At 72.5% G+C, this 21,576-nt stretch carries 20 protein-coding genes; 12 read left to right on the top strand and 8 right to left on the bottom strand.

The window, feature by feature from the left end; all coding sequences use genetic code 11:
- Window positions 1-7 precede the first annotated feature (7 nt).
- The 5 genes from AC1UKG_RS16415 to AC1UKG_RS16395 are packed head-to-tail and all read left to right on the top strand — an operon-like array spanning window position 8 to window position 4,580.
- The gene (locus tag AC1UKG_RS16415; protein ID WP_482642443.1) at window positions 8-1,150 is read left to right on the top strand and encodes a CapA family protein; all 1,143 of its coding nucleotides are present in this window, start codon (window positions 8-10) and stop codon (window positions 1,148-1,150) included.
- 30 nt (window positions 1,151-1,180) lie between these two features.
- Entirely contained in the window at window positions 1,181-1,993 is an 813-nt protein-coding gene (nth, locus tag AC1UKG_RS16410) for an endonuclease III (protein ID WP_018815089.1), read from the top strand.
- Window positions 1,990-2,604: a TlpA family protein disulfide reductase gene (locus AC1UKG_RS16405; protein WP_482642444.1), complete on the top strand. Its 615-nt coding sequence runs from the start codon at window positions 1,990-1,992 to the stop codon at window positions 2,602-2,604. Before nth ends, AC1UKG_RS16405 begins: the two co-directional genes overlap by 4 nt.
- Before the next feature lie 43 nt (window positions 2,605-2,647).
- On the top strand, window positions 2,648-3,358 hold the full coding sequence (locus tag AC1UKG_RS16400) for an NUDIX hydrolase (protein WP_018745183.1): 711 nt from the start codon (window positions 2,648-2,650) through the stop codon (window positions 3,356-3,358).
- Between the two features lie 43 nt (window positions 3,359-3,401).
- Window positions 3,402-4,580, top strand: coding sequence for a MarP family serine protease (locus AC1UKG_RS16395; protein ID WP_482642445.1), 1,179 nt, complete (start codon window positions 3,402-3,404; stop codon window positions 4,578-4,580).
- Between the two features lie 5 nt (window positions 4,581-4,585).
- Here AC1UKG_RS16395 and AC1UKG_RS16390 read toward each other — a convergent pair whose 3' ends face one another.
- From AC1UKG_RS16390 to AC1UKG_RS16380, 3 genes are all read right to left on the bottom strand, one after another.
- The gene (locus tag AC1UKG_RS16390; protein WP_018745185.1) at window positions 4,586-5,308 is read right to left on the bottom strand and encodes a phosphatase PAP2 family protein; all 723 of its coding nucleotides are present in this window, start codon (window positions 5,306-5,308) and stop codon (window positions 4,586-4,588) included.
- Window positions 5,309-5,357: 49 nt separating this feature from the next.
- Window positions 5,358-6,590, bottom strand: a complete 1,233-nt coding sequence (mycP, locus tag AC1UKG_RS16385) for a type VII secretion-associated serine protease mycosin (protein ID WP_018815093.1) — start codon at window positions 6,588-6,590, stop codon at window positions 5,358-5,360.
- A 177-nt stretch (window positions 6,591-6,767) separates the two neighbouring features.
- Complete coding sequence (locus tag AC1UKG_RS16380) at window positions 6,768-7,274, bottom strand: inorganic diphosphatase (RefSeq protein WP_018731386.1); 507 nt, start codon at window positions 7,272-7,274, stop codon at window positions 6,768-6,770.
- A gap of 420 nt (window positions 7,275-7,694) precedes the next feature.
- On the opposite strand from AC1UKG_RS16380, the gene dacB reads away from it, so the two are divergent.
- The 6 genes from dacB (at window position 7,695) to folE (ending at window position 15,041) form a co-directional block, all read left to right on the top strand.
- Window positions 7,695-9,095, top strand: coding sequence for a D-alanyl-D-alanine carboxypeptidase/D-alanyl-D-alanine endopeptidase (gene dacB / locus AC1UKG_RS16375; protein ID WP_482642477.1), 1,401 nt, complete (start codon window positions 7,695-7,697; stop codon window positions 9,093-9,095).
- Window positions 9,096-9,185: 90 nt separating this feature from the next.
- Window positions 9,186-10,256 (top strand): zinc-dependent metalloprotease, encoded by a 1,071-nt coding sequence (locus tag AC1UKG_RS16370; protein ID WP_018745188.1) that lies wholly within the window; start codon window positions 9,186-9,188, stop codon window positions 10,254-10,256.
- Between the two features lie 10 nt (window positions 10,257-10,266).
- Window positions 10,267-11,268, top strand: coding sequence for a tRNA lysidine(34) synthetase TilS (gene tilS / locus AC1UKG_RS16365; protein WP_482642446.1), 1,002 nt, complete (start codon window positions 10,267-10,269; stop codon window positions 11,266-11,268).
- A gap of 136 nt (window positions 11,269-11,404) precedes the next feature.
- Window positions 11,405-11,977, top strand: a complete 573-nt coding sequence (gene hpt / locus AC1UKG_RS16360; protein WP_018731390.1) for a hypoxanthine phosphoribosyltransferase — start codon at window positions 11,405-11,407, stop codon at window positions 11,975-11,977.
- 359 nt (window positions 11,978-12,336) lie between these two features.
- Window positions 12,337-14,346, top strand: coding sequence for an ATP-dependent zinc metalloprotease FtsH (gene ftsH, locus AC1UKG_RS16355; protein WP_018815097.1), 2,010 nt, complete (start codon window positions 12,337-12,339; stop codon window positions 14,344-14,346).
- Between the two features lie 35 nt (window positions 14,347-14,381).
- Entirely contained in the window at window positions 14,382-15,041 is a 660-nt protein-coding gene (folE, locus tag AC1UKG_RS16350; RefSeq protein WP_026271659.1) for a GTP cyclohydrolase I FolE, read from the top strand.
- 57 nt (window positions 15,042-15,098) lie between these two features.
- On the opposite strand, the gene AC1UKG_RS16345 is transcribed toward folE, so the two are convergent.
- Entirely contained in the window at window positions 15,099-15,953 is an 855-nt protein-coding gene (locus AC1UKG_RS16345; protein WP_018815098.1) for a hypothetical protein, read from the bottom strand.
- Entirely contained in the window at window positions 15,950-18,490 is a 2,541-nt protein-coding gene (locus AC1UKG_RS16340) for an FtsK/SpoIIIE domain-containing protein (protein ID WP_018745193.1), read from the bottom strand. Before AC1UKG_RS16340 ends, AC1UKG_RS16345 begins: the two co-directional genes overlap by 4 nt.
- A gap of 193 nt (window positions 18,491-18,683) precedes the next feature.
- On the opposite strand from AC1UKG_RS16340, the gene AC1UKG_RS16335 reads away from it, so the two are divergent.
- On the top strand, window positions 18,684-19,259 hold the full coding sequence (locus AC1UKG_RS16335) for a hypothetical protein (protein WP_482642478.1): 576 nt from the start codon (window positions 18,684-18,686) through the stop codon (window positions 19,257-19,259).
- Between the two features lies 1 nt (window position 19,260).
- Here AC1UKG_RS16335 and AC1UKG_RS16330 read toward each other — a convergent pair whose 3' ends face one another.
- The 3 genes from AC1UKG_RS16330 to AC1UKG_RS16320 are packed head-to-tail and all read right to left on the bottom strand — an operon-like array spanning window position 19,261 to window position 21,573.
- Window positions 19,261-19,854: a hypothetical protein gene (locus tag AC1UKG_RS16330; protein ID WP_482642447.1), complete on the bottom strand. Its 594-nt coding sequence runs from the start codon at window positions 19,852-19,854 to the stop codon at window positions 19,261-19,263.
- 13 nt (window positions 19,855-19,867) lie between these two features.
- The gene (locus tag AC1UKG_RS16325; protein ID WP_482642448.1) at window positions 19,868-21,031 is read right to left on the bottom strand and encodes a M23 family metallopeptidase; all 1,164 of its coding nucleotides are present in this window, start codon (window positions 21,029-21,031) and stop codon (window positions 19,868-19,870) included.
- Window positions 21,028-21,573, bottom strand: coding sequence for a hypothetical protein (locus AC1UKG_RS16320; protein WP_482642449.1), 546 nt, complete (start codon window positions 21,571-21,573; stop codon window positions 21,028-21,030). Before AC1UKG_RS16320 ends, AC1UKG_RS16325 begins: the two co-directional genes overlap by 4 nt.
- Window positions 21,574-21,576: the final 3 nt, after the last annotated feature.

Raw genomic sequence — 21,576 nt, 5'->3', positions numbered from 1 at the left:
CGCGGCGATGCGCGCCCACCTCAGGAAGTTCACGTTCGCGGACCGTCTGCGTCGACTCCGGTCGGCCGGCGCGCTGCTCGCCGTGCTGGTCGTCGCCGGCTGCAGTACGGCCGGCTCCGATCCGGGCGGGTCCGGCGGGGCGTGGCAGCCCGGCACCTCCGCCTCCCCCTCCGCCTCCCCCACCGTGGCGGCGACGGTCACCCTCACCGCCACCGGTGACATCATTCTGGGCAACGCCCCGGACCGGCTGCCTCCCAACGGCGGGGAGGGCTTCTTCGACGAGGTGCGCCCGGAGCTCGCCGCCGACCTGGTGATGGGCAACCTGGAGGAGCCGCTCACGGTCGACACCGGGACCGGTAAGTGCGGCGCGGACTCCACCAACTGTTACCAGTTCCGGGCCCCACCGGAGTACGCGGCGCACCTGCGCGACGGCGGATTCGGCCTGCTCAACCTGGCCAACAACCACGGAAACGACTTCGGCTCGAAGGGCCTCGAGAACACCCGACAGGCGCTTGAGCAGTACGAACTGGCGCACACGGGCGCGCCGGACCAGATCACCGTCGTTGACGTGCGCGGCGTCCAGGTGGCGGTGGTGGGCTTCTCGTCGTACGCGTGGTCGAACCCGCTGACCGATATCCCGGCGGCGGAACAGGTCGTCACCAAGGCCGCTGAGCAGGCGGATCTGGTGGTGGTGCAGGTGCACATGGGTGCGGAGGGAGCCGACAAGACCCAGGTCAAACCGGGCACCGAGCAGTACCTGGGAGAGAACCGGGGCGACCCGGTCCGGTTCGCCAAGGCCATGATCGACGCTGGCGCGGATCTGATCGTCGGGCACGGCCCACACGTCCTCCGCGGCATGGAGTTCTACGAGGGCCGGCTGATCGCGTACAGCCTGGGCAACTTCGCCGGCGGTGGGAACACGCTCAACCGCAGCGGCCGGCTCGGCTGGGGCGGCGTGCTCAAGGTGTCGTTACAGCCAGACGGCACCTGGGACGGTGGGTCGTTCGCCTCGACGCGGATGGACGGGTCGGGGCTGCCGACGGTGGACCCGGACGGCCGGGGCCTGGGGCTGGTGCGCGAGCTCAGTGCCGCGGACTTCCCGGATACCGGAGCGGTCTTCGATGACCTGGGGAAGATCAGCCTGCCGTGACGGTCGAGCCCACCACACGGGCACGAAGCGGTGACCGGTGGCCGGCGACGTAGGCTGGCCGGCGTGACCATCAGTCTCAGGGAGACCGACCTCGCTCGGACGCGCCGCGCCCGGCGGATCGGGCGGGTACTGGCCGACACCCACCCGGACGCGCACTGCGAACTCGACCACTCCAATCCGTTGGAGCTGGCCGTCGCGACGATCCTCTCCGCCCAGTGCACGGACAAGCGGGTCAACGAGGTCACCCCGAAGTTGTTCGCCCGCTACCCGCAGGCGGCCGACTACGCCGGCGCCGACCGGACCGAGCTGGAGGAGCTGATCCGCTCCACCGGTTTCTACCGCAACAAGGCAGACTCCCTGATCCGGCTGGGTCAGGGGCTGGTCGAACGACACGACGGCCAGGTTCCCGGGAAGCTGACCGACCTGGTGTCCCTGCCCGGAATCGGCCGCAAGACGGCGAACGTCATCCTCGGCAACGCGTTCGACGTGCCGGGAATCACCGTCGACACGCACTTCAACCGACTCGTACGGCGGTGGGGGCTGACCACCGAGACCGACCCGGTCAAGATAGAGCACGCGATCGGCGCGCTCTATCCGAAGCGCGACTGGACGATGCTGTCGCACCGGATCATCTTCCACGGGCGCCGAGTCTGCGCGGCCCGAAAGCCGGCGTGCGGCGCCTGCACCCTGACCAGGCTCTGCCCGTCCTACGGGACCGGGCCGACCGATCCGGCGGTGGCCGCGCGGCTGCTCAAGGGCCCCCGGGCCCGGGAACTCGCCGCGGCCGCCGGCGTTGATCCGGAGCTGGTGCCGGCCCCGGACCAGGCGGTGGAGGCGCCGTGAGGAAGCGGCTGGTAGCCCTACTCGTCCCGGCGTTGCTGGCGGTGGCCGGCTGCACCGACGCCGGGCCGGAGCAGGCCGCCAGCACCAGGGATGAGGTGGCGCAGAGCCGGCCCTCCCCGTTCGCGGACTGCTCCGGCCTGACCAGCGACCAGCCCAGCGCCCCACCCGCCGCTCCGGCCCCCGGCGGCACGCCCCTGCCGGAGCTGACGCTGCCCTGCTTCACCGGTGGTGCTCCGATCGATCTGCACCAGATCCAGGGCCCAGCCGTGATCAACCTGTGGGCCTCGTGGTGTGCCCCCTGCCGGGCCGAGCTGCCGGCGTTCCAGCGGCTCAGCGAGCGGGCCGAAGGGCAGCTGACGGTCGTCGGGGTGAACATGCGGGACACCCGCAGCGGCGCCCAGTCGATCGGCGAGGACTTCGGAGTCCGCTTCCCCAGCCTGATCGACCAGGGCGAGGCGCTGCAACGGGCGTTGGGACGTAAGGCCATCCCGATGACCGTCCTCGTCGACGCGAACAGCCGGATCCGGCACGTCGATGTCTCCGGGGCACTCGACGACGCCCGCCTCGCCGAGCTGGTCCAGGCGCACCTGGGCGTGGCGGTGGCGGAATGAGCCGCCCGGACCTCGCCCGCTACCCGAGTGCGGCGGTGCCGGGATGAGTCGGCAGCCGCCGTCCTGGCTCGATCCGTTGCTGACCCGGCTGGGCAGCGCCCGGACGGAGGACTTCACCCGGCTGGCCACCCCGGAAAGCGGTGGGCGGGAAAGCGCCGTGCTGGTGCTGCTCGGCCAGGTGCCCGGCACAGGCCCGGACGTGCTGATCCTGCAGCGAGCCGCTACGCTGCGCAACCACGCGGGGCAGCCGGCCTTTCCCGGTGGCGCCGCCGACCCGGAGGACGCGGACGCCTCCGCGACCGCGCTCCGCGAGGCGAACGAGGAGGTTGACCTCGACCCGGGAACCGTCACCGTCCTCGCCGAACTGCCGAAGCTGTGGATTCCGGTCAGCGACTTCGTGGTGACCCCGGTGCTCGGCTGGTGGCACGCCCCCCACCCGGTGCACCCCCGGGAACCAGCCGAGGTGGCACACGTGGCCCGGCTGCCGATCACCGAACTGGTCGACCCGGAGAATCGGCTACGCGTACGCCACCCGAGTGGTTGGATCGGTCCAGCCTTCTCCGCCCGCGGCATGCTGGTGTGGGGGTTCACCGCGGGGGTGCTCTCCGCCTTGCTCGAGATGGGGGGCTGGGCCCGCCCGTGGCGCCCGGGGCCGGTGCTGGACCTTCCCCCGGTGGGCGCCGATCCAGCGCCCTCCGCCGGGACTGATGAGGCAGACGAGGGCAACTGCGCTGACTCCCGTGACTTTGCGTAGCGGCAGCAGCCGTCCCGTGGGTTCGGGCCCGTAGGCTTGACCCGTGTCCGCCGTGGATCTCGTACTGCTCATGCTCATGCTCGTGTTCGCGATCAGCGGATACCGTCAGGGTTTCGTCACCGGCGTGCTGTCGCTCTCCGGGTTCTTTCTCGGAGCGCTGGCCGGCCTACAACTCGGCCCCCGGCTCGCCCAGCAGTTCCTGGACAGCGGCACCCGGGTGTTGGTCTCACTGGTGGCGATCTTCGGGCTGGCGGTGGTGGGGCAGGCCCTCGCCGGCTGGCTCGGTACGCATCTGCGACGCACGATCAGCAGTGACGTCGGGCGGCAGGCGGACGATATCGGCGGCGCCTTCGTCTCGCTCTTCGCCGTGCTCCTGGTCGCCTGGCTGGTCGCGGTCCCACTGGGCTCGTCATCGCTACCCTGGCTGGCCTCCGCGGTCCGCAACAGCGCGTTGCTCACCGTGGTGGACCGGGTCCTGCCCGACCAGGCGCAGGAGCTCTCCGCCGCGTTGCGGGAGACCGTCGACACCAACGGCTTCCCGGATGTCTTCGGTGCCCTGGCGCCCACCCGCGCCCGGCAGGTCGCCCCGCCCGACCCCGCACTCATCGGATCGCAGGTGGTGGCCAACAGCAGGAGCTCCGTGGTCAAGGTGCTCGGCTCCGCCCCGAGTTGCTCCCGCCGCCTGGAGGGCTCCGGCTTCGTCTATGCCGACGACCGAGTGATGACCAACGCGCACGTGGTGGCCGGAACCCGCTCCACCGTCGTCGAGCTCAACGGCGAACGGTACGACGCTCAGGTGGTGGTGTATGACCCGGACCGGGACCTGGCAGTCCTGCACGTCCCGGGCCTGCCCGGCCCGTCGATGCGGTTCGCCGCCGGCAACGAGGGCAGCGGCGCGGATGCGATCGTGCTCGGCTTCCCGCTCGACGGCCCGTACAACGCGCAGTCGGCCCGGGTCCGGGAGGTTGACGAGATCACCGGCCCGGACATCTACTCCAGCGGGAACGTGACCCGGGAGGTCTACACGATCCGGGCCCTGGTGCAGAGCGGGAACTCCGGCGGCCCGTTGGTCTCCACGAACGGCCTGGTGCTCGGGGTGATCTTCGCGGCGGCGGCCGACGACCCGAACACCGGCTTCGCGGTGACCGCGGCCGAGGCCCGCTCGGTCGCCCTGGCCGGAGTCGAGAGTGTGCGCGGCGTCAGCACCGGTGAGTGCACCTGAGCGCCTCAACGACGGTGCGGTGGGGTGGCCCGCCAGACCGTGAACACCGCGGCGGTCGCGGCCACCACCGCGGTACCCAGCAACCATCCGGCAACCACGTCACTGCTCCAGTGCACGCCCAACGCCACCCGGCTGAATCCGGTCACCAGGGCGAGGAGGAGCGCGGCGGCCCAGACCGCGCACCGCTTGACGGAGCGGCCCGGCCTAGGTCGGAAGACCACCAGCAGCACGCCCGCGGCGAGCGTCGCGTTCAGCGCGTGCCCGGACGGAAACGCGAGCCCGACCGCCTGGGCCAGGGGCTTCGGGAACTCCGGCCGGGGACGCCCGACGAGCAGCTTGAGTAACGGGCTCAGCAGCCCGCCGACCGTCATGGTGACGGTCACCCAGAGCGCCAGTTGCCGAGCCTGACGCCGGGCCAGCCAGCCCACCACCACCAGCGCGCCCAACCGTAGCGGCATCGGTGCGAAGACCTCGGTCCACATGTTCAGCGCCTCGGCCCACCCCGGATGCCGCAGCCCGTAGCCGACGAGCGTCTCGGTCACCGCCCGGTCCAGCCGGCGCAGCGGCGACCAGGACGCCAGCACCAGCAGCGCGAGTAGAAACGGCACCAGCACCAGGAACGCGGAGACAACGGCGAGGGTCAGCCGCAAGCCCAACCCGTCGTCGGGGTGCAGGCGGCGGTCGCGCCACGACGGCCGGGCGGCGGTACCGAGGCCGGGCGCGCGCATACCTGCGTCTACCCGGATCGCGACCGGTCATTCCGGTGCGGGGGGCCGGCTACGGCTCCCACGAGGCAGCCGGGATGAACTCGAGCCCAGCCGGGCCGGTATCCGTGCTGGCCGCGCTCGGCGCCGGACCGAAGCCGACCACCCCCGGCGAGGACTGGTCGTCCAGCGGGTTGAGCCCGATCGGCTCCACCTCGTCGGTCAGCGCCGCGACCGGGTCAACCAGCCCGTACCCGAAGCTGTCGTCCCGCCCGGTGGGACCGATGTCCCGAGCGGTACGCAGCATTCGATTGATCACATCGCCGGCGGGCATCTCTGGAAACCGGGCCCGGATCAGCGCGGCGGTGGCCGAGACCAGTGGCGTGCCGAAGCTGGTGCCCTGAACCCGCCAGTACCCGTCCGGCGGCCGCGCGCCCACCAGACCGCTCGCGGGCGCGGAGAGCACCGTCTCCCGGCCGGTGATCGCGCCGGACCAGAGCTGGTCACTCTCCCGGTCCAGCCCGGAGACCGCGACCACCCCCGGCTCCCGGGCCGGGTACCAGACCGTGCTGGAGTTCGATGCGGTCTCGTTGCCGGTGCAGGCGACGACCACCACGTCCCGGGCGAACGCGTAGTCCAGCGCGGCGGCCAGGGCCGGGCTGGCGCTGCTGCCACCGAGCGACAGGTTGATCACCCGGGCGCCGTTGTCAACGGCCCACCGTACGCCGTTCGCCACGATCAACGCGTCGTCGTAGCGGTTCTCCGCGTCCAGGACCCGTACCGGCAGGATTCGGGCATCGGGGGCGAGGCCCACCACCCCACGGTCGTCGTCATGGCGGCCCGCGATCAGCCCGGCCACGGCCGTCCCGTGCCCCACCGGATCCGGGTCGGCGGTGCTCGCCGACTCGACCAGGTCGAGACCGGGTAGCACCCGCCCAGCCAGGTCCGGATGGCTGGCATCCACACCGGAGTCGATGACCGCCACCACCACCCCGGCCCCGGTCGAGGTGCGCCACGCCGTGCTGGCGCGCAACATGTCCAGCTGCCACTGGTCGTCGCGAACCTGGTCGGCGGAGTGTTCGGTCTGCTCGGCCAGGATCCGGCCAGCCGAGTGGCCGGGGCCGCCCGCGGCGATCTGCCCAATGTGGCCGGGGAGGGCGGTGTTGACCTGTCCGGTGTGCGGGACGACGGCGACCGGCACGGCGACGGCGACGGCGACCGACGTCAGCGAGAGCCACGTCCGCCGGGCGCCCCGGCGGGTGGCGGACCTGCTACCACGCCGTACCCCGGTCACGTCCTCGACCATTCGCGTTCGACCAACCCAGCCATAACAGTCGGAGATTACCGGTTCCCGCGGCCCCACAGGTATATCCCGGCAACATCGGCCACGTCGGCGGCGGGTGCTCTCGGTCGTCGGCTGACCATACGAACGGGCCCGGGGGCTGCTCGGTTGAGCGCCCCCGGGCCCGCCGGTGGTGGAGGGTCAGTGCGCGGAGCCGCCGTGCTCCTCGGCCTCCCGGCCGCGCCGGATGGACGCGACGATCTCCTCCTCCGCCTCCTGCCGGCCCACCCAGGTAGCGCCCTCGACAGACTTGCCGGGCTCGAGATCCTTGTACACCTCGAAGAAGTGCTGGATCTCCAGGCGGTCGAACTCGCCCAGGTGGTGGATGTCGCGGAGGTGCTCCTGACGCGGGTCCTCGTACGGGACGCAGAGGACCTTGTCGTCGCCACCCTTCTCATCGGTCATCCGGAACATGCCGATGGTGCGGCACCGGATCAGGCAGCCCGGAAAGGTCGGCTCCGGGACCAGCACCAGGGCGTCCAGCGGGTCGCCGTCCTCGCCCAGGGTGCCCTCGATGAAGCCGTAGTCGGCTGGGTACTGCGTGGAGGTGAAGAGGGTGCGGTCCAGCCGGATCCGACCGGTCACGTGGTCAACCTCGTACTTGTTGCGGTGACCCTTCGGGATCTCAACCGTGACGTCGAAATCCATCTGCACGCTCCTCGTCTGCCCACGCTGGCATTGACCGGCGGCATTCGTCGCCGGACAGGGTGGAATCCCCGCCCGCCGGTCCGGTAGCCGCATAGTCTTCGGACCGAAGTAGTGTCACCCAAGCAGGTTCCGTGGGGCGAGGAGGGGGTCGTGGGGAGGGAAGATTCACACTACCGTCCGGAGGGGGGAACTGGACGGGAGACCGGTAGATCTGCTGGCGACAGCGCGATTGGGCGGGTGCCGGTGCCCCAGGCCCACCCCGACCACCGCCCCGCCGGTCCGGAACCGGGAACGCCGTCGGATCGACCTGGCCCGGCCGGGCTGCCGCCGTCGGCGGCGTCCGTCGACGGCGGCAGCCGCGTCCCCGTACCGTCCGGCTCGGCCTCGTCCGGTCGGCCGCGGCGCTGGTTACTGCCGGCCGTGCTGGCCGCGGTGGTGCTCCTCGCGCTGGCCGCGGTCGGGGTGACCGTGGTGTGGCCGGGCCCGGCGGCCGAGTGGCGTGCCGGCGATGCCGGGGAGCAGCCCGCCGCGGGGCCGCCGCCGGCGGTGCTGGCCGGGGCCGACCAGAACGCGCCCGAACCTGCCGCCGCCGAGGTGCGCGCCGTGCTCGACCCGCTGGTCGGCTCCGCCGCGTTGGGCGACCGGGCCAACGTCTCGGTCACCGACGTCGCGACCGGGACGATTCTGTATGACCAGGGCGCTGGGGACGGCACCGTACCCGCCTCCGTGACCAAGCTGGTCACCGCCGCGACCGTGCTCGCCGCGCGTGGCCCGGGGCACCGGATCCCCACCCGGGCGGTCGCCGGGACGGCCCCCGGCGAGGTCGTGCTCATTGGCGGCGGCGACCCGACGCTCGCCGTGGACGACGCCGGTTTCTACCCGGGCGCGGCGCGCCTTGACGAGCTGGCCGCGCAGGTGAAGGCCGCGCTTGGCGGCGTCGCCCCGACGCGGGTCGTGGTCGACTCGTCGCTGTACACCGGGCCGGTGCACGCATCCGGCTGGGACGACGACATTCCTACGGGTGGGTACGGCTCGGCGATTACCGCGTTGATGACCGACGGTGCCCGCAGTGACCTGGAGCAGGCGAAACGGGACCACGACAACGGTGTTCACGCCGCCGAACGGGTGCCGGAGCCGGACCTGCACGCCGCCGAGGCGTTCGCCCGGTTGCTGGGCGTACCGGTGGAGGCGGTCGAGCTGGGCCCGGCGCCCGAGGCCGGCGCGGATGCGACGGCGGGTGCGCCCGGTAGCGAGCTGGGCGTGGTGCAGTCGCTGCCGATGGTGCGACTGGTCGACATCATGATCGCCGAAAGCGACAACGTGGTGGCCGAGGCCCTGGCCCGGCAGGTGGCCCTGGCGCGGGAGCAGCCGGCGTCCTTCTCCGGTGCGGGGGAGTCGATGGAGGCGGTCGCGGGGGAGCTGGGGCTGCCGATCGACGCGCTCACCCTTACCGACGGCAGTGGCCTGTCCCGCAGTAATCGGATCAGCCCGTCGCTGCTCACCGAACTGATCCGGCTCGCCGCCGACGGCAGCCGTCCGGAGCTGGCGACGCTCTTCGGCGGCCTGCCGGTCGCGGCCTGGTCAGGCACCCTCGCCGACCGCTACACCGATGTCGCGGCGCAGGCCGGGGCTGGGATGGTCCGTGCCAAGACCGGCACGCTGACCGGAGTCCACGCGATCGCCGGCTTGGTAACGACCGCGGACGGGCGCCTGCTCACCTTCGCGGTGCTCACCGACCGGGCACCTCCCGACGGGATGAAGGCGACCCGGTTGGAGCTGGACCGGATCGCCGCGGCCCTCGCCTCCTGCGGCTGCCGTTGACCTCGGTGCGCTCCGGCGCGGTGGTTAAGGGACCGGAGCGCGACCGTCGTGGCCCCGGTCGGCGTACGAGCGCACGGGTACGGTGGGCCCATGGCGCAGTTCGTGGACTGGGATCTGGCCGCGGCGACCGCGGGGACGCTCGGCAAGACGGGCCCGCGCGTCTCCTACGCCGAGGCCACGGAGGTCGTCGGCGACCTGCGACGGCTGACCGACGAGGCGGCCGCGCACGTCGGCGACTTCACCGGGCTCCGATCGCAGGTGTCGCATCCGCCGGTGCAGGTGGTGGACCGTCGAGACTGGGCGGCGACCAACATCGCCGGGCTGCGCGAGGTCATCGGCCCCCTGGTCGGTCGCCTCGCGGGAGACAAGCAGCCTGGTGTGCTGACCGAGGCGATCGGTTCCCGAATCACCGGCGTGCAGGCCGGCACGGTGCTGGCGTACCTCTCCGGCCGGGTCCTCGGCCAGTACGAGGTCTTCTCCGGCGAACCGGGCCAGCTACTGCTGATCGCGCCGAACATCGTCGAGGTGGAGCGGAAGCTGGCCGCCGAGCCCCGCGACTTTCGGCTCTGGGTCTGTCTGCACGAGGTCACCCACCGCACCCAGTTCACCGCGGTGCCGTGGCTGCGGGCCCACTTTCTCGGTGAGGTGCAGGCCTTCGTCGACGCCTCCAGCGCCGGCGCCGATCCGCTGGTCGAGCGGCTGCGGCGCGGCGTCGCTCTCCTCGCCGACGCGGTGCGGGAGCCGGCCGGTCGCGGCAGCGTCCTGGACATCGTCCAGACTCCGGCCCAGAAGGCGGTGCTGGATCGGCTGACCGCGCTGATGACGTTGCTCGAGGGGCACGCCGAGTTCGTGATGGATGGCGTGGGGCCGCAGGTGATCCCGAGCGTGGAGCGGATCCGGGCGTCGTTCAACCGCCGTCGGGAGTCGGGCAACCCAGTGGAGAAGGCGCTCCGTCGGCTGCTCGGGGTGGAGGTCAAGCTGCGTCAGTACGCCGAGGGGCGGAGGTTCGTCCACGGTGTCGTCGAGCGGGTCGGCATGGCGGGCTTCAACCGGGTCTTCGCCTCACCGCTGACCCTGCCCCGCCTCGCCGAGCTCAGCGACCCGGACGCCTGGGTGGCCCGGGTGCACGGGCCGGCCGGCCCGCTCCCGGCCGGCGACTGACCGACCGCCCGTGGCCGCACTCGCCCCACCGGTCGCCGCGATCCGCCGCGCGGTCCGGCATGCGCTGATCGAGCTCCCCGGTCCGGGTCCGGTCCTGGTGGCCTGTTCCGGGGGAGCCGACTCGCTCGCTCTCGCCGCCGCGACCGCCTTCGTGGCACCCCGACTCGGGCGATCCGCCGGTCTGGTCACCGTTGACCATGGCCTGCAGGAGGGTTCCGCGCAGCGGGCGGCGGCGGTGGCCGACTGGGCCCGGGCGACCGGCCTTGCCCCGGTCGAGGTGGTCCGGGTGGACGTGTCTGGGCGGCCCGGCGGCCCGGAGGCCGCCGCCCGGGCGGCCCGCTACCGGGCGTTGACCGAGGTGGCCGGCGCGACTGGGGCGGCGGCGCTACTCATCGGGCACACCCGTGACGATCAGGCGGAGACGGTGCTGCTGGCGATGGCGCGCGGCGCCGGCCCGCGCGGCCTGTCCGGGATGCCGGCGCAGCGGCGGCTCGGCCCGGTGCTGCTGCTGCGCCCGTTGCTGGAGGTGGGGCGGGAGCAGACCCGGGCGGCCTGTGCGGCGCTGGGGCTCGACCCCTGGGAGGACCCGCACAACGCCGATCCGGCGTACGCCCGCGCTCGGGTCCGGGCCGAGGTGCTGCCGGTGCTGGTGCGGGCACTCGGCCCGGCGGTGCTGGACAACCTGGCCCGTACCGCCCGGCTGGTCGCCGTTGACACGGCGGCGCTGGACGAGCAGGCCAGCGCCGCGCTGGACGGGGTACGGCACCCCGACGGCGGGCTCTGCGTGGGCGGGCTCGCGGAGCTGGCGCCGGCGGTCCGGGGGCGGGTGTTGCACGCCTGGGCCCGGGAGCTGGGGGCGCGCCCCGCCGCCCTGTCGCACCGGCATGTGGGCGCGTTGGAGGCTTTGATCACCGGCTGGCGTGGGCAGGGGGCGGCGCACCTGCCGGGCGGGCTACGGGTGCTCCGCCAGGCGGGTCGGCTCGCCGCGGTCAACCCGGACGCGCAGGTGTGACCCGGAGGGAGTTTCCCTGGTCAGCGGAGCGGGGTCGGTCCTGTTTGCCGGTCTTTGCGGAGAAACCCGGCCTGGGTCGTATAAAAGGAGCGGCCCCGCCGACGGAGACCGTCGTGCGTACGGCAGGCTAGGAGCCATGGCTGACGGCTCCTGGTACGACGCCGATATCGACCACGTGATCATTTCGGAGGCGCAGATCCGCGAAAAGACGGCGGAGTTGGCCAAGCAGATATCGGCGGACTACGCCGACGTTGAGGACGGGCTGCTGCTCGTCTGCGTCCTCAAGGGCGCGGTGATGTTCATGGCCGACTTCGCCCGGGAGTTGGGCCGGCAGGGCCCCCCGGCCGAGCTGGAGTTCATGGCGATCTCCTCGTACGGGCAGGGCACCACCTCCTCCGGCGTGGTGCGGATCCTCAAGGACCTGGACCGGGACATCGCCGGCCGGCATGTGGTCGTGGTGGAGGACATCGTCGACTCCGGGCTGACCCTCTCCTGGCTCCTGCGCTATCTGGAGTCCCGCTCGGCGGCGAGCGTCGAGGTGGTCGCGCTGTTCCGCAAGCCGGAGGCGGTGAAGGTGCCGGTCGCGGTCAAGTACGTCGGCTTCGACATCCCGACCGAGTTCGTCGTCGGCTACGGGCTCGACTTCGGCGAGCGCTACCGGGAGTTGCCCTTCGTCGGCGTACTCCGACCCGAGGTCTACGCCCGGTAGGGGAGCTCGCTTTGACGTTCAGCGGACTCTCAGCCGCACGGACTAGGCTGGAGATCGGTGGCGTGGAGGAAATCTCCCCGCCCGACCTCCCCCACCGCGGGACCGGGCGGTGGAGGAGCCGGGTACGGAGCTTGCGTCCCGCTGGCGGGAACCCCGGTTCGCCCTACGCGTAAGTGCTGGGGCTGGCATGCTCGCTTCCGGCACGAACGGTGTACCGTCGAGTGACCGTGGCGCGATGTGGTGCCCCGGGGGTCAGATCGGCCCGCGCGGCGGCTCAGCCGCCGCGCTGGCGGCGACACTATTCAGACGGTCCGGACGTCGATCAGGAGGATGCGAGCGTCTCGGCGCTCGACAACAGTATGGAACGTACGCGTTTCTTCCGCCGACCGGTGGTCTGGATCTTGCTGGTCATCCTCGGCGCCTATTTGCTCTATGCCGTGGCCTTCAATGAGCCCGAATACCACCGGGTGGAAACCTCCGTTGCGCTGGAGCAGCTCGACAAGGGTGGCATTGAGGAGGCCGTCTTCGCCGACAAGGAGCAGACGCTCCAGCTGAAGCTGGCCGAGCCGGCCAAGTTCGGTGATACCACCACCGACCGGATCGAGGCGCAGTTCCCGTACGAGGTCGGCGACCAGATCTGGAACGACGTCCGAGACGCCGAGGCGAACAACCGCATCACCGGCACCGCTGACACGGATGTCTCCCGCGACAGCATCTGGATGACCCTGCTGATCAGCCTGCTTCCCATCCTGCTGCTGGTGGCCCTGCTGGTGTTCTTCATGTCGCAGATGCAGGGCGGCGGCTCCCGGGTGCTTAACTTCGGCAAGTCCAAGGCCAAGATGATCACCAAGGACACGCCGAAGACGACCTTCGCCGATGTGGCGGGCTCCGAGGAGGCCGTCGAGGAGCTGCACGAGATCAAGGATTTCCTGCAGAACCCGGCGAAGTACCAGGCACTCGGCGCCAAGATCCCGAAGGGTGTGCTGCTCTTCGGCCCGCCCGGCACCGGTAAGACCCTGCTGGCCCGCGCGGTCGCCGGGGAGGCCGGGGTGCCCTTCTACTCCATCTCCGGCTCGGACTTCGTCGAGATGTTCGTCGGTGTCGGCGCCAGCCGGGTCCGGGACCTCTTCGAGCAGGCCAAGACGAACGCCCCGGCGATCGTCTTCGTGGACGAGATCGACGCGGTCGGTCGGCACCGTGGTGCCGGCATGGGCGGCGGTCACGACGAGCGGGAGCAGACCCTCAATCAGCTCCTCGTCGAGATGGACGGCTTCGACACCAAGGGCGGCGTCATCCTGATCGCCGCCACCAACCGGCCGGACATCCTCGACCCGGCGCTGCTGCGGCCGGGCCGCTTCGACCGGCAGATCCCGGTGGACGCGCCGGACATGGAGGGCCGCAAGGCGATCCTGCGGGTGCACGCCAAGGGCAAGCCGTTCACCCCCGATGTTGATCTTGATGCGGTGGCGCGGCGCACCCCCGGCTTCAGCGGCGCCGACCTGGCCAACGTGATCAACGAGGCTGCGCTGCTCACCGCCCGCCGGGACAAGCGGGCGATCACCGACGAGTCGCTGGAAGAGTCGATCGATCGCGTGATCGCCGGCCCCCAGCGTCGCACCCGGGTGATGAGTGACAACGAAAAGAAGATCACGGCATACCACGAGGGCGGGCACGCGCTGGTCGCCTGGGCGCTGCCGCACGCCGCTCCGGTGCACAAGGTCACCATCCTGTCCCGGGGCCGGTCCCTGGGGCACACCCTGGTCCTGCCGACCGAGGACAAGTACACCCAGACCCGGGCCGAGATGGTCGACACCCTGGCCTACGCGCTGGGTGGCCGGGCGGCCGAGGAACTGGTGTTCCACGAGCCGACCACCGGCGCCGGCAACGACATCGAGAAGGCCACCCAGCTGGCCCGCGCGATGATCACCCAGTACGGGATGAGCTCCAAGCTCGGTGCGCTCAAGTACGGCAGCAGCGGTGACGAGCCGTTCCTGGGCCGCAACATGGGCAACGAGCGGGGCTACTCCGACGCCGTCGCCGCCGAGATCGACGCCGAGATGCGGGCCCTGATCGAACTGGCACACGACGAGGCCTGGGAGATCCTGGTCGAGTACCGCGACGTCCTGGACAACATCGTGCTGGAGCTGATGGAGAAGGAGACGCTCTCCACGGCCGACATGGCTCGCATCTGCGACCGGGTGGCGAAGCGCCCGCCGATGGCTCCGTACAACGGGTTCGGCAAACGTCAGCCCTCCACCGAGCCGCCGGTTCTGACGCCCGCCGAGAACGAGGCGCTCAAGGCGCAGGGCGCGGCCGACACCGCCTCCATCAGCGGCGCCGCCTCGAACAACTCGGACGGTCCGCACTGAACAGCGACGACGAGGTGGCCAACCTCCCGCAGGGGTTGGCCACCTCCGCCACCGAGCCCGACGGCGACCTGGACCATGTCGCCGCTCGGCTGGTCAGTGGCCGGCTCGCCGGCCGTCCGGTCGAGGAGAGTGTCGACCTGGTCCGGCTGGAGAAGGCGGTCCGCGAGATCCTGATCGCGGTCGGCGAAGACCCGGACCGCGACGGGCTGCAGCAGACCCCGGCCCGGGTCGCCCGGGCCTACGCCGAGTTGTTCGCCGGGCTCCGGGTCGACCCGGCGCAGGTGCTCAGCACCACCTTCGAGGCCAGCCACGACGAGCTGGTGCTGGTCCGGGACATCGATGTGATGAGCCTCTGCGAGCATCACCTGCTGCCGTTTCGGGGCAGCGCCCACATCGGGTACGTTCCCGGCACGGACGGCCGGATCACCGGTCTCTCCAAGCTGGCCCGGCTGGTAGAGGTCTTCGCACGTCGTCCCCAGGTGCAGGAGCGACTCACCGCGCAGGTCGCCGACCTGCTGATGGCGCAGCTCCAGCCGCGTGGCGTGATCGTCGTCCTGGAGTGCGAACACATGTGCATGGCGATGCGCGGCATCCAGAAGTCGGGGGCCCGCACGATCACCTCCGCCGTACGCGGCAGCCTGCAAGCGGATGCGAGGACCCGCGCCGAGGCGATGGCCCTGATCAACTCGCGCTGACCCCGCCCGCCCGGCGGTCAACCGCCACCCCGGGACACCGCTACGGTTCCGCCGGGCTCAGCCCAGCAGAGCGAGCAGGAGCACCGCGCTGGCCAGAACCGCCGGGACCAGGCAGACCAACGCCCCGAGCCGGGGAGTACGGTCCGGTTGCCCGGCCGCGTCCGGTCCGGCGAGGCGCCCCACGCACCACCAGCCCACCGCGAACGCCGCCGCCGGCGTCGCCAGCCCGACGACCAGCGCGGCGGCGCTCACCGTGCTGGGGCCGGTGACGGCGAGCAGGATCAGCTGGACCAACGGCATCAGCAGAGCCAGCGGGGCGTAGCAGAGCAGGTTACGGGCGATGACGGGCCAGCCGGCCAGGTTGACCAGCCCGCGGGCGGCCAGTGCGGCGTTCGCCGACTCCACCCGGCCGGCCGCCTCCCGCAGCGCGGCCAGCACCGTCGCCGGCCCACTCGCCATCGAGCGACTCGCCGCTGAGAGCTCCGGTGGCGTCGGTGCCAGCGAGATCGGCGGTACGCCGGACTCGCGCAGCCGCGCCTCCTGCCCGGCCAGCTGGGCCCGGACTGTCGCCAACTCCTCCCGGGCGGCCGCGACCGCGCGGGCCTGCTCGCCCGCGGCGGTGGCCGCACTTCGGCGTACCTCGTCGAGCTGCCGGGTCGCCGCGAGGTATTCGGCCCACGCCACCTCGACCGGCTCGGGTGCCGCCGCCTCGTCCTGGGCCCTTTCGTCGTGGGTGGGCTCCGGCCGGTGGGTCGGCTCCTCGGTGTGGCTTGGCTCCGGCTCGTGGTCGGGAAGCGGCTGGTGGGTCGCCGCCGGCGGATGGACCGGCTGCGGTACGTGGATCGGCGGCGGCGGGGCGGTCGGCGGTTGCTGCCGATCCGGGCCCCGATCCTGGATGGGTATCCGGCTCACGTCAGGACCGGCTTCGTGGCGAACGGAACCAGGACGACGCCCTGCTCGCTGTGGCCGTCCCAGAGCAGCGCGCGGTCCGGTCGAGGACGCCACTCCACCGGGCGGCCGAAGAGCGCCCCGAGCTGGGCCCCCGGCACGTCCACGACGGCGACTGTGGCGAGCTTGGTCAACTCGTCTCCTGGCTCGAGTAGGGACGCGAATGAGGGTACGGTGCCCCACCGGCCAAGCAGGTGACGACCGGCCGGTGGCCCCTCCCGGAGCAGGGTGGCGAGTCGCTCCGGCGGAACCGGCCCGGAGCCCGGCCCGCCCAGGTCGAAGACGACCAGGTAGGCCGGCTCGGCCGAGTCGAGGGCGGCCGGGAGGTCAGCCTGATCCACCACCTCGACCGAGTGCTGGGTGGCCAACTCGGCGGCGAGGGCCGCGGCGAGCGGCTCCGCTTCGTCCGCGGAAGGCACCACCACGAACCGCGCGGAACCCGGCTGGTGGTGGGCGGCGACGCTGCGGGCCGCGGTGACCAGCAGGCCAGCCGCCGCCACGCTGTCACCGAGTACCGCCAGATTGCGCCCCGGGGCGGCGTCGAGCGACACCGTCACCGTGGACCGGGTCACATCCACCGCCCGGCCCAGCAACGCCACCGGCCCGGTTGCCCCACCGGCCACCGCCGCCCGGTAGCGGGGATCGTTGCGGAGCTGTGGCTGGGCATAACCGGCGAAGACGACTGGTGGGGCGCTTCGCTCCGGGCGGGCCTCCCAGAGCCGGTGCCGCAGGCCCTCCACCACCTCACAGTGATCCAGCGGATCGGGGAAGCGGACCACCCGTTCGTGTCCCCGGATGGCGCCGCGCGGCCCCCCGAGGCCGCCCGCGGTGTTGACCGCCGCACTCCCCACCGCCAGCCCAGCCGCCGAGTCGTTGGTCGAGGCCAACACCGCGCCCCCGCCGGGAAGCGCCACCCGCACCGGGAACTGCCCGAGCAGTGGATCCCGGTCACCGCGCGCCCGAAGGCCCAGGTCTCCCTCCCCGGCCAGGAGCAGATGCACGCCGTACGACCGGCCGGTGCGCGCCACGGCCTCGAGCAGGGCCCGGGCCTTGGTGGCGATCCGGTCCCGGCCGGTGAGTAGCCGCGGTAGGCCGTCCACCACGGCGACGATCCGGGGCAGCTCCCGGTGCTGCCGCAACTCCTGGTACCGCTGCCCGCCGGCTCGCGTACCGGCCTCCTCGCGGCGGCGGACCTCGGTGGCCAGGAGGTCGAAGAGATCCAGCACGTACTCCCGGTCGGCGGTGATGGCGGCGGCCCGGACCTGTGGAATCCAGGAGCGGTCGCGTTCGGTCTGGAGGAACTCGGTGAAGGACTCCCCGGCACCGAGGTCGGCCAGGTAGAGGACGAGCTCCTCGGGACCGTAGCGGGCAGTCAGACCGAGCAGGGTGGTGGCGAGAAACGTCGATCGGCTGGTGTCGGAGCGGCCGCTCACCAACCAGTGCGGCGTCAGCTCGGAGAAGCCCAGGGAGACCGGTCGCCCCCCGGCGTCCCCCACCGTCGTCGCCATCCCAGCCCGGGAACTCGTCGTCCACACCGGCTCGCTCGGCTCCGGAAGCAGCTCGGCCAGGGTCAGCCGGGAGCCCTCCTCCACCTGCTCGGCGAGGCGACGGCAGACCTGGTCAACGAGGCCTGCCGGGGGGTCCGGTTCGAGGAAGACCGGCGAGTTCAACCCGCCTGGCGGGTCTGCTTCCGGCGCTCCGAAGAGCGTGCCGGGAGGGCCGGTGAGCAGCGCGTAGGCACTGCGGACCGTCAGCGAGGCGGCGCGTGGCAGCGGAGCGCGGCCCGCCGGCCACCCCGCCACCAGCAGGTGCAGGCCACTCGCGCTGCCCTGCTCGGCGAGCGCTTCCAGGCGGGCCAGGTCGGTGTGACCGGTGGACTCGGGCAGCGCGGCGACGACCAGGAGCAGGACTCGGTCGTGCCGGCGTCGGTCGTCTCCGGCCGGGGCCACCCACCGCTCCGCCTCCGCCAGCACCGCCCGCAGGCCGGCGACGTCCGTAACCGGAGGCGGCAGGAGGCCGGCGTCGGCGAGCGCCGCGAACGGGGTCAGCGTGGTACCCGTACCGTCAACGGCGCGTACCAGCAGCGCCCCGGCCGGCGTGGCCGCCAGCAGTCGGAACAGGACGGCCCGGACCAGGCCCGCCACCCGCGGATCCCCGGTGTCGGCGTCGATCGTCAGGTTCCCGGCGCCGATCAGCGGGACCAGCGCGGGGAAGCGTGCCTCGTCGAGCGGGGCAGCGGTGCCGACCCGGACGAAGCGCGGTGGCCCCTCCCCGGCGAGGGTCTCCGCCGGCAGGGTCTCCAGCGCGGCTCCCGCCCAGCCGGGGGCGAGGTGACCGGCGGCGCTCCGCAGCCGGTCGGCGAGCTCGTACTGGCGGGCGTGGTCGGCGGGAGCGGGGCGGATGTCGTCGAGAACGTCGGCGGCGGCGAGCGCGGTGGCGGCAGCCTGCCGGTGTAGGGCGGCGGCCCGGCTCGCCCGCCTCCTCGGACCCACCGCGTCCACCCCCTTTTCGCGAGGTCGGCGACCTACCCCGCGCGAAGACCGTAGCGCAGGACGAGCTGGTTCCGACGGAGGCGCCGCGGTGCTGCTTCGGTGTTGTTGCCGATGTCACCGGCGGGGAGGAAGCCGTCACGATCTGCCTAATCTGGGCATTGGGCCAGCGGCCGGTAGCCGTTAGCCTCAGGGGGTGGAATCAGTGCAGCCCCCCGCCGGTTCCCAGGTGTCCCGCCTACCGGCGCAGCGGCCTCCCTCGGAGCAGCTGGCGGCCCCACCCGCGGCGCCCGCACCAGGAGCGGGGACGCCGGTCCCACCGCGGCGGCAACGACTTCGCACCGTCCTCACCGTGACCGCCGCCGTGCTGACGGCGCTCGTGCTGGGCGGGATCGTCGGCGGCTACGTCCTCTACGACCGGGCCACCACCCCCGACCGCAGCGCACCGGAGGTAGTCGTGGACAACTACCTTCGCGCGTTCCTCGTGGATCGGAATGACACGCTCGCCGATCTGTTCGTCTGCGCCGAGGGAGCGTCCGTCGCCGAGCTGGGGGCGTTGCGCGAGGACCTGGTCGCGCGGGAGGTGCGGTTCGCGGTGCCGATCTCCGTCAGCTGGGGAAATATCGTGATTGGGCGCGAGGGTGACGAGGCGGTCGTCGAGCTGGAGCTGGTGATCTCCGCCTATGTTGACGGTGGCAGCTACAGCGAGCGGCAGCCGTGGCGCTTCACCACCCGGCTGGGCGAGGACTGGCGGGTCTGCGCCGGCGCGCGGATGGACTGACCTATTCGATCCAGAGCAGGTGGACGGGGACCTCGAGCGTGGTCGGGGTCTGCCCGCGCCAGGCCCACCGATACCACTCCACCTCGGGGGTCACCCGGACGCAGATGTCCCCCTCGGCGCTCGAGTAGGTCTCGGTGACCGCGCGTAGGTCCCGGTGCTCGACCGCGCCCTCCACGTGCACGACCCGCCGGCCTGCGACGGCGTCGGCCTCGAAGACCGGCGTCGGCGCCCGGTGCGTCGGCGCGTCCAGGGAGACCAGCCGATCGGCCTCCGCGGGCGGCAGCTCCGGCCGCTGCCCGACCGTCTCCACCCAGACCCGGTCGACCGGAACGAGGGGGGCGAAGACCTCGACCTGATCGGCCTCGGCGCGGTACCACTCGTGCTCGGCGATGACCGGCACGTAGGTGCGGGCGCCCTGGACCACGCGGTCGTCCGCGCGGAGGTCGCCGCGCCAGCCCAGCCCGGGTTGGCCGACCCGCACCCGACGCCCGCGCAGCTCGACCCGGCCGGAGGCCGGCAGCACCACGATCGGTCGGGGCGGCAGCGGCGTCCAGTCCGGCTGGTCCAGGAAGGGGTCGGGGAGGGGGTCTGTCATCGCCGTCGGTGCCTCACTCCACGCTCCGCAGCGGCGCGCCCTGCTCCCGCATGAAGCGCACCGGGTCGATCGCGCCGTCGCTGCTCCGGTCACCATCGGTGTGCACCTCGAAGTGCAGGTGCGGGCCGGAGGAGTTGCCGCTGCTGCCGATCACCCCGATCTCCTCCCCGGCGCGCACCGAATCGCCCGCGCTGACCTTGGGTTTCTCCGCCAGGTGACAGTAGCGGGTAATGATCTTTCCGGCGTGGGCGATGTCGACGAACCAGCCGCAGCCGCCCTTGCCCGGCCAGCCGTCCACGTCGCAGCTCAGCTTCCCGGCCCGGTCCGGGTCGCAGCGGGCGACCAGGACCCGCCCGCTGGCGGCGGCCTGGATCGGGGTGCCCTTGCCGGCGGCGATGTCCACCCCCTGGTGCGCCGGCCGCTCCTGGGTACGGAAGCCGGAGCCGACGTCACCGGGGATCGGGGCGGTCCAGCCGGAGGCGGCGATCCGGCCATTCTCCGCGGCGTCGCAGGCGTGCCCGCCATCGACCGGCACGGTCCGGGCCGCGCCGCCGGCCAGTGAGTTGACGATCTTCGACGCCAGCGCCTCATGCTTCGCGTAGGCGTCCGGGAAGGCGCTGACCTGCACGGCCTGCGCGGCCCGGGTCAGCGGCAGCTGCTGCCAACCGGGGACCTCCACCAGCTTCTCGTAGAACTTGCGGGCCGCATACTCCGGCGTCATCCGCTCCTGGACCGAGCCCCAGCCCGCCCGCTGCTGGAACAGGCCCACCGAGTCGTGGTCCGAGCCGACGCCCTCGTTGGGGAGCTGCTCCGACCCGCGGACCGCGGGGTTGGCGAGATTGCGCAGCCGGGACTCCTGCATGGCGGTCGCCACGGCGATCACCCAACCGCGGGGCGGCACCTCCAACTCCTGCCCGACCTGAATGATCCGGGCGGCGTTGCGGAGCTGGAGCGCACCGTACTGCGACATCTGCGGCATCGCCCCGGTGACCTCGACCCGGAAGTCGTCGGTGCACTCCTGGGTGGTGAGCCGGAGCTCGTCGTCGCCGCCGAGTTCGGTGAGGAAGAAGGCGGCCGCGCCGCCGGCGCAGCAGAGCAGGGTCAGCGCCGCGGTGAGTGCGAAGGCCAGCACGCCGAGGCGTAGGCGACCGCGCTTCGGCTCGACTGCGTCGCTCATGTCTGCTCCCAGTCCACCGCGTCCACCCGCCACCGGCCGTCCGGCGCCACCAGCTCCAGCCGGAGCCGGCCGGTGTCGAAGGGCACCTGCGCCTCGACCACCCGCTCCGACCGGGCCCTGACCGTCACGGTGCCCGCCACCTCACCGGTCGGGACCTCGACCGGGTCCACGTCGGCGAGCTGCTCGGCCAACGCCGGGGTGGCCAGGGGACGTAGCCCGGCGTGCCAGGCCTCGGCGGTCATCCCCGGGCGCCCTCGCCAGGCGGTGACGAACTCGTCGGCGACCTGCTCGGGCGTCGCCGCCCCGGGCGCGGTCACCGGAGTGGGGGAGCGCGTGTCGATCAGGCCGTCGTCGCCGACCGTCGGGTGCACCGTGGTGATCGGCTGCTCCGGGCGGTTGCTGAGGCCGCTCCCCGGCGCCCCCGCCCCGACGACCAGCCGGGTGGTGCCGACGATGCCCACCACCACCACGGCGAGCGCCAGGGCGATCCCCGCCCGAGACCGGAACACCCGGGTGAGGAGCTCTTCGATTGCCCGCCGCACCCG

This window comes from Salinispora sp. CH2A1_6 (assembly GCF_056820975.1).
This window is presented reverse-complemented; position numbering and strand designations above follow the sequence as displayed.

What these genes read in the sequence shown, in the direction of transcription:
- AC1UKG_RS16330 (WP_482642447.1), bottom strand. Translation starts at nt 19,854, where the DNA reads ATGACAGACCCCCTCCCCGACCCCTTCCTGGACCAGCCGGACTGGACG.
- AC1UKG_RS16325 (WP_482642448.1), bottom strand. Translation starts at nt 21,031, where the DNA reads ATGAGCGACGCAGTCGAGCCGAAGCGCGGTCGCCTACGCCTCGGCGTG.
- AC1UKG_RS16390 (WP_018745185.1), bottom strand. Translation starts at nt 5,308, where the DNA reads ATGCGCGCGCCCGGCCTCGGTACCGCCGCCCGGCCGTCGTGGCGCGAC.
- AC1UKG_RS16415 (WP_482642443.1), top strand. Translation starts at nt 8, where the DNA reads ATGCGCGCCCACCTCAGGAAGTTCACGTTCGCGGACCGTCTGCGTCGA.
- ftsH (WP_018815097.1), top strand. Translation starts at nt 12,337, where the DNA reads ATGGAACGTACGCGTTTCTTCCGCCGACCGGTGGTCTGGATCTTGCTG.
- mycP (WP_018815093.1), bottom strand. Translation starts at nt 6,590, where the DNA reads ATGGTCGAGGACGTGACCGGGGTACGGCGTGGTAGCAGGTCCGCCACC.
- AC1UKG_RS16400 (WP_018745183.1), top strand. Translation starts at nt 2,648, where the DNA reads ATGAGTCGGCAGCCGCCGTCCTGGCTCGATCCGTTGCTGACCCGGCTG.
- AC1UKG_RS16380 (WP_018731386.1), bottom strand. Translation starts at nt 7,274, where the DNA reads ATGGATTTCGACGTCACGGTTGAGATCCCGAAGGGTCACCGCAACAAG.
- AC1UKG_RS16370 (WP_018745188.1), top strand. Translation starts at nt 9,186, where the DNA reads ATGGCGCAGTTCGTGGACTGGGATCTGGCCGCGGCGACCGCGGGGACG.
- hpt (WP_018731390.1), top strand. Translation starts at nt 11,405, where the DNA reads ATGGCTGACGGCTCCTGGTACGACGCCGATATCGACCACGTGATCATT.